Source organism: Myxococcales bacterium (assembly GCA_016703425.1).
Taxonomy (GTDB): domain Bacteria; phylum Myxococcota_A; class Polyangia; order Polyangiales; family Polyangiaceae; genus JADJCA01.
This window is the reverse complement of record JADJCA010000006.1, coordinates 24,779-31,515: the sequence shown is the minus strand read 5'-3', so window position 1 is coordinate 31,515 and position 6,737 is coordinate 24,779. Positions and strand designations below refer to the sequence as shown.

Annotated in this window: 6 protein-coding genes and 2 pseudogenes; 5 read left to right on the top strand and 3 right to left on the bottom strand. The window is 69.5% G+C overall.

Features of this window, described 5'->3' with window-relative positions; all coding sequences use genetic code 11:
* Nucleotides 1-421 precede the first annotated feature (421 nt).
* Complete coding sequence (locus IPG50_11955) at nt 422-955, top strand: hypothetical protein (protein ID MBK6692896.1); 534 nt, start codon at nt 422-424, stop codon at nt 953-955.
* 336 nt (nt 956-1,291) lie between these two features.
* Here the strand turns inward: IPG50_11955 and IPG50_11950 are convergent, their stop codons facing one another.
* Both IPG50_11950 and gnd read right to left on the bottom strand, forming a co-directional pair.
* Nucleotides 1,292-1,780, bottom strand: a complete 489-nt coding sequence (locus tag IPG50_11950; protein ID MBK6692895.1) for a hypothetical protein — start codon at nt 1,778-1,780, stop codon at nt 1,292-1,294.
* Nucleotides 1,781-2,183: 403 nt separating this feature from the next.
* Nucleotides 2,184-3,627: pseudogene (gene gnd / locus IPG50_11945) on the bottom strand (decarboxylating NADP(+)-dependent phosphogluconate dehydrogenase).
* Between the two features lie 381 nt (nt 3,628-4,008).
* Between gnd and IPG50_11940 the strand changes: the two are divergent.
* The 4 genes and pseudogenes from IPG50_11940 to IPG50_11925 all read left to right on the top strand — a co-directional run bounded on the left by IPG50_11940 (nt 4,009) and on the right by IPG50_11925 (nt 5,358).
* Nucleotides 4,009-4,134, top strand: a pseudogene (locus tag IPG50_11940) (1-acyl-sn-glycerol-3-phosphate acyltransferase).
* Between the two features lie 82 nt (nt 4,135-4,216).
* A complete protein-coding gene (locus IPG50_11935; protein ID MBK6692894.1) occupies nt 4,217-4,441 on the top strand; it encodes a 1-acyl-sn-glycerol-3-phosphate acyltransferase in 225 nt (74 codons plus the stop codon).
* A 253-nt stretch (nt 4,442-4,694) separates the two neighbouring features.
* Nucleotides 4,695-4,952, top strand: coding sequence for a hypothetical protein (locus IPG50_11930; GenBank protein ID MBK6692893.1), 258 nt, complete (start codon nt 4,695-4,697; stop codon nt 4,950-4,952).
* 67 nt (nt 4,953-5,019) lie between these two features.
* A complete protein-coding gene (locus IPG50_11925) occupies nt 5,020-5,358 on the top strand; it encodes a DUF4375 domain-containing protein (protein ID MBK6692892.1) in 339 nt (112 codons plus the stop codon).
* 253 nt (nt 5,359-5,611) lie between these two features.
* On the opposite strand, the gene IPG50_11920 is transcribed toward IPG50_11925, so the two are convergent.
* Nucleotides 5,612-6,616, bottom strand: a complete 1,005-nt coding sequence (locus IPG50_11920) for a hypothetical protein (protein MBK6692891.1) — start codon at nt 6,614-6,616, stop codon at nt 5,612-5,614.
* Nucleotides 6,617-6,737 lie beyond the last annotated feature (121 nt).

Here is a 6,737-nt window from a genome sequence, read left to right as displayed (position 1 = left end):
GCATCGCGGGCTTCACCCTTGCGCCGCCGGGTGCTGCAGCGGACCGACCCCTCCGCCACTCCAAACGCGGGCCCGACCTTGTCGGCCGGTGGCACCTCCCGCAGGCCGTCACGGCGAGCGCGGGACTGGGTGTTTGGGGCTCAAACGGCTCCGGAAACTCGGCGATAACACGCTGACCGGATCGCAAGGCGGCCAGTTCAGGTCTCGTCTCCCGGCCAACGGTCGTCGCGGTGGGCGCCGGCAACATTCGCGTGTGCGCTCTCTCGACCGGCGAGGCGCGCTGTTGGGGCGGCAACGGCGAAGGCCATCGGCACCGGCGACAACCTCGGCAGCAAGATCCCGCAGACCGTCTCGACGCTCGGCACCGGCGCCCTCGCGCTGGCCGTCGGCCACGATCCCCCGCGCCATCGCCACCGGCGGAGTGGTCAGGTGTTGGGGCGTCAACGACCACGGGCAGCTCGGTGACGGCACCACCAACTCGTCGAGCGCGCCGCTCACGGTGAGCTTGCCGCCGCGCGGCGGTTGCCATCGCGTGCGGCTCCCTCGCACCTTTCTGCGCTGCTCGATGACGCGTCGATCTTCCTGTTGGGGCGCCAACGACGCGGGCCAACCCCGCGATGCCTCCGTGGACGAGGCGGCTCACGCCGGTCGTCGTGGCCGGCGCTCCCGCCGGAATCCTCGCCCATCACGGCCGGCATCTCGCACACGTGCTCCCCGCACGACGTCGTCGATCCATTGCTGGGGCGACAACGCCAGCGGCCAACTCGGCGACGCGACCACGACGAGCCGCCCCGCGCCCCCGCAGTGCCGGGTCTCGTCGGAGCTACGCAAGTCGAGGCTGGCACGTACCATACGTGCGCCGTCGACGGCGCGAGCGGCGTCGGAGTGTTGGGGCCTCGGCAGCTCGGGGCGCTCAAGGCGACGGCGCAGGCCGCGTCATCGTCGGAGCCTGTGAAGGTCTCCTTGGCGGGCCTCCCGATCTCGGAGGTGGCCGCCGGCAGCTGCGGCACGTGCGCCCGTGTCGCCGCGTGGGCCGGTCCGCTGCTAGGGTTCGAACTCGCGCGGTCAGCTCGGCAACAACAGCCTCACCGGCTCCGCCAGCCTTGTCTCCGTTTTCGGAATGTGAGCCGACGGGCCCCGTCGCGCGCTCATCGCGCGCGGTCATTTCCAGCGGCCGATCTGAAAGTCGACCCAGCCGCGAAACGACGTCGAAGCGCGCGTGATCGTAGTGGTCGCGCGCGCGCCCGGGTTCCACCTGGGGTGCACGAGAGGACGCCCACGATGCGCCCGTCTAGAAGAGGCCGCCGCCTGAAGTCGCCTTATGCGTCGCGCCGTCGAGGCTGTCGGAGAAGAGGCGGTAGGGGCGCCGCCTCGCGAACGCGCCGATGGGCCACCCGCCGCTCGTGGGTGGTCTCGAAGTCGCGAGCCGGATCTTTGTGCGTGCTGTAGCCGACGACCTCGCAGGCCGCGCCCACGCCCGGCGCGTCGCCGAGCGGCACCGGCGTCGTCGGTCACGGGTTTGTCGAGGCGCACCAACGCCACGTCGATGATCTCGCGACCGCGAGGCGTAGCCGCTGTCGATGGAGCCGTCGGGCCGAAAGGCTCGCGCGACCTCGAACGACGGAAACACCATGACCTCGCGCACGGCGAAGCGGCGCATCGACTTGAGCGCCTTGGTGCGCTCGTCGAAGATCGTGATGGGCACGCCCTGACCCAAGTAGAACGCGCTGAGCGTTTGCCCCATGCAGTGCGCTGCCGTGAGCACCACGTTCGGGGCCACGAGCGTGCCGCCGCAGGTCGGCGGCGACGAGTCGCCGGCCTTGGGCTCCAGCCATCAAGAGCCCGGCGGCGGGATGCGGGAGTCGCGCGCACCCCCGGATCGCGGCCTCGTCGGCTCGCCTCCCGCCGTGTCGAGTCGCCTTGGTCGCCGCAAGCCACGCCGCCAAGGGACGCCACCGCCGAGGGCGAGCGTAAATAGTCCATGAGCGAGCGGGCGAGATCGGCACGAGCGACCGGGGCTCGCAGACTTCATGCCGAGACGCGCCGCCGGCCGGCGTGGCTCCTCGCGAAGAGAAGCCCTTTTCCGGCCCCACGTCGCCGCGCGCGCTGGGGCCTAGCGCCCGCCACGCGTTGGAGCATGGGCGATCCGGGAGCCTCGCGATCCCGGATCGGGGAGGTCGTCTCTACGCGTTGTACGTGGTGCTCGACGTCGTGCCGCCGTGGCCGGTCCAGTTCGTGTGGAAGAACTGGCCGCGCGCCTTGTCGGTCCGCTCGTAGGTGTGCGCGCCGAAGAAGTCGCGCTGCGCTTGGAGCAAGTTCGCCGGGCGCGCCGGTTCGGTACGCGTCGTAGTAGGCGAGCGCGGCGCTCATGGCCGGCGTGGGGATGCCGTTCTGGACGGCGAGGCCGAGCACGCGGCGCCAGCCTTCTTGCGCCTGCGCGAGCGCGCCGGAAGAACTCATCGAGCATGAGGTTCTCGAGGTCGGCGTTCTTCTCGAAGGCCTCCTTGATCTTGCCCAAGAAGGCGCTCCGGATGATGCAGCCACCGCGCCACATCATGGCGATGCTGCCGTAGTCGAGCGGCCACTTGGAGTCCTTCGCCATCGCTCGGAGGAGCGCGAAGCCTTGCGCATACGAGACAATCTTCGCGGCGTAGAGCGCCTGCTCCACGTGTTTCTCCAGCTCGGCGGCGTCGACACGCGACGGCTTGGGGCCCGCGAGGCGCTCGCTCGCGCGAACGCGCTCGTCCTTCTGCGCGGAGATGCACCGCGCGAAGACGGCTTCGCCGATGAGCGTCAGGGGACGCCGAGATCGGCGGCGGACGCCGACGGTCCACTTGCCGGTGCCCTTCTGGCCGGCCACGTCCGACGATGAGATCGACGAGCGGCTTGCCGGTCTCCGGATCGACGGTGCCGAAGACGTCGCGGGTCACTTCGATGAGGTAGCTGTCGAGGGCCCGTTCGTAACGAGCGAAGACGCCGGCGAGGGCCTTCGCGTCGAGACCGCCGAGCGACGAGACAGGTGGTACGCCTCGCCGATGAGCCGCATGTCGCCGTACTCGATGCCGTTGTGCACCATCTTCACGTAGTGGCCCGAGGCCCGCGGGGCCGATCCACTCGCAACACGGCGCGCCGTCGACCTTGCGGCGATGGCCTGGAAGATAGGCGCGACCGCGGCCACGCTTCTTTGGCGCCGCCGGGCAGATCGAAGGACCGGTGAGGGCGCCCTCTTCGCCGCCGGAGACGCCGGCGCCGATGAAGAAGAGGCCCTTTGTCACGAAGCCGCTTCTCTCGCGGCGGTCGGTGTCGAGGAAGTGCGTGTTGCCGCCGTCGATGACGATGTCACCGGCTTCGAGCAGCGGGACGAGCTCGTCCAAGACTGCGTCGACGGCGCCACCGGCCTTGACCATCATCATGACGCGTCGCGGCTTTTTGAGGGCCGCCACCAGCTCCTTCAGGAGAGTGCGTCCCGACGAGATTTTCCCTTTGCCCGGCCGCTTGATGAACTCATCGACGCGGGTCGTGGTGCGGTTGAAGACCGCCACCCGAAAGCCTCGGCTCTCCATGTTGAGGACCAGGTTTTTCGCCCATGACTGCCAGGCCCACGAGACCAAAATCCGCGTTCGACATGCGCTTTGCCTCTTTGATTCGCTGAGTTCCGCGCGGCCGGGGTGGTCGCGGGATCGAGAGGGTACGAGCCTCCGAGGCGGGCCTCAAGCGCCCGCCTCTTTTTGGCGGCTTCTTCGACGCTTCTTCGACCGGGTAGGGAAAAACGCCCGTGAATTGGCCCCGCGGGTTGAGACGAAGACCTTGTTGTGTAGGGTTCAGCCCCGATGCTGGACCACCCTTCGCCGCGCTCCCCGGGCCTCGCTCGCCACGGATGGCGTCCAAGACTGGCTCCACGGGCTACGCCGTCTCCGGAGCGTCTCCCGTCCATCGTCGTTTTACGACGTCGTGCAACGCGTCGCGTGGCGCTTCGGCCCCGACGCGCAACAAGACGCGTCGCGCGGCATGGCACGCTCCATCAACCGGGGCGCGCGCCGGTCCGGCGCGACGATCCGCGTGCGCGGCCTCGAGAACGTCGACCAGACCAAGAACTACATCGTGGTGTCGAACCACCAGTCGCTGCTCGACATCTCGCTGCTGACCGAGCACTTGGGCGAAGCTCAACCCCGCGCTACGTCTCGAAGGTCGAGCTGGCGCGTGGCGTCCCCGGTGTATCTTACAACCTTCGCCGCGGCGGCTCGGCGCTCATCAACCGCAAAGATCCGGCGCAGTCCAGGCGGCCATCGCAGACCTCACGCGCCGCGTTCGCGACGAAGGTGTGACGGCGGTCATCTTCCCCGAGGGCACGCGCTCGAAGACCGGCGCGATGAAGCCGTTCAAAACGGGCGGCCTCAAGGAGCTCGTGCGCGGCGCGCCAACACGCTCATCCTCCCGGTGACGAGCTACGGCGGCTCCGAGCTCTTCAGCCGCAACATGAAGCCGCTCGTGCGAGGCGTCGAGCTGGGCATGGTGTTCCACAAGCCGATGGCGGCGCCGCCGGCGGCCCTCGGCGACGAAGCGTTCACCGCCTTCACCGACGAGCTTCAGCGGGTCATCGCGAGCGGGCTGCCGCAGGCGCGAAACTGAGCGTCCCTAGCGACCGTCGCCGCGATCGCCAGGACGGCTCGCCACTCGGCCCAGGCCGTGGTGAGATGCCGCGTGGCATCGAAGAAGAAGACAACGAAGGCGACGCACCCCTCGAAGACCGTCCGCAAGGCACCCCCGCGAGGGCGAAGGCGAAGGCGGCGCCGCCGAGAGCCAAGGCTCCCGCGAAGGACGACTCGAAGAGCACGAAGAAGGCGCCGAAGGTTGCCACGAAGACCACGACCGCGAAGAGGAAGGCCGTCAAGAAGGTCGCCTCCGCCGCAAGCGCCGGCCACGAGGCGCTGCTCCTCACGAACGAGGCTTGAAGGCCCCGACCCGTCGGCGGTCATCGAGGCGAACATCGCCGTCGTCAACGGCCTCTTCGCGCAGCACTTGGAGGCCCAGGAGATCTCCCGCGACGCGCTTCGCAGCTACTACGTCGACTACTACCTGGCGCAGATGCAAAACGGCGGCTTCTCGCAGTTCGTCTACAACGCCAGCGCGTCGGGCGAGGTCTTCACGCTCGTCACCGAGGGCCTCGAGTCGATGGGCGCCAAGAAGCACCTGGCGCTCTTTGAGGAGGGCGTCGAGGGGCTCGTGGCGCTCGGCCAAAAGAGGTGGAAGGAGTTCCTCGCCAGCGAGTACTTCGGAACGAACAAGACCCGCGACGCGCTCGCCAAATCGACGACGCCTTCTACCGGCTGCAAGAGAAGGAAGAGCTCACCACGCTGAACGCACGCTGGCTCGAGGGGCACGCGGGACCTCGTGGCGCTGCCGGCCGCCAAGCTGGACGCAGAGCTCAAGCGCCGAGGCGCGGCTGCCCGATCGCGCGCGTCGTATCGCGAAGGCGTTGGCCGCCGAACCGGAGATACCTCCAGTTGATCCGTGCGCTATGCAAGCGCGCGGGCCACGAGCTCGATCGCGTCACGGCGGGCGATCCGAGCTACCAAGCACGACGGCGCCAGCACCGTCGCGTGGCACTTCCTCACCGATCGGGGCACTTCTTCATGGTGGAGAGCAAGGGCAAGGCCCACATGCTCGACGGCAAGACGAAAGAAGAGCGTCGCCTCGGTAGCGGCTCCTGCCTGAGCGCGCGCGCTCCGTGGCGGGGCAGGGGCCACGCACGCGACGCGGGCGCTACCTCGAGAGCAAGAACGCGGGAGCGGGATCTGCACCTGGTGGTGCTGAGCCAGAAGCCGCCGCCGCCCCCGAGCACGAGCGCGACGAAGACGATGATGGTGGAGATGGTTCCGCGAGGAGCGGGCCGCTTGCCCCACTCGCGCGGCGTGCGGCGCAGCGTGCGCTTGGCGAGGAGGCACGCGATGGGGCTCGCTTCGGGGACGCCGTAGGCGTCGGCCGAGGCCTTGATGGCCAAGGCCACGAGACCGGCGTCTTCGGGGTGCGCTTCGGCGCGCGCCACGGCGTAGACCATCATGAGGTGCGGCGGCAGCTCACCGGCGCGGGCCGAGGCTTCGAGCATGTCGGAGAGGACGTCCCAGCGACCTTCGTCGATGAAGCGCTCAACGCTCGCGAGCGGCACACCGCCCGTGCCGGACGCGGCCCGCGTCGCCGAAGACGCGTTCGCCGCGTTGAGGGCGATGGAGACGGAATCGAGCGGCGGCGGCGGCGCGCTCGAGAGCGCGCGCGTGTCGACGCCGATGGTGGGAGGGGGCGGCGTGCTGCGGGGGAGAGAGCGCGACTCGAGCGGCTCGCTCGGTGTCTCAAGCGAGGCGTCCGAAGCGGTGTCGATGGGGGTGTCGATGGGGGCGTCGATGGACGCGGAAGCGTCGACAACGGGCCGAGCCACGCGATGCGGCGGAGCACCGAGCTCGCCTTCGTCGACGACCGACGCATCGCGACGCGCGTCGCGGAGCGGCGAGCGGGTCTCTTCGACAACGAGCGCGCGAGGCGAGCGTTCGACGACTCCTCGGGAGGCGATGCCCTGAGGAAGGACGCTCGAAGGGCCGCTCCACCGATGAGTCGTCCCCATCAGGCTCGGCCCGTGGATCGCGACGGGAGGGGTCGCGGCGGCGGCGGTCGCCCTCAGTCATCGTAACGAGCATGGCACGAGGGCGCCGAGAGAGCCCAATCTTCGCCGATTCTCGTGGGCC

Bases quoted from the DNA above. Each gene is read 5' to 3' on its own strand.
- IPG50_11930 (MBK6692893.1), top strand. From the start codon at position 4,695: ATGCCGCGTGGCATCGAAGAAGAAGACAACGAAGGCGACGCACCCCTC.
- IPG50_11920 (MBK6692891.1), bottom strand. From the start codon at position 6,616: ATGGGGACGACTCATCGGTGGAGCGGCCCTTCGAGCGTCCTTCCTCAG.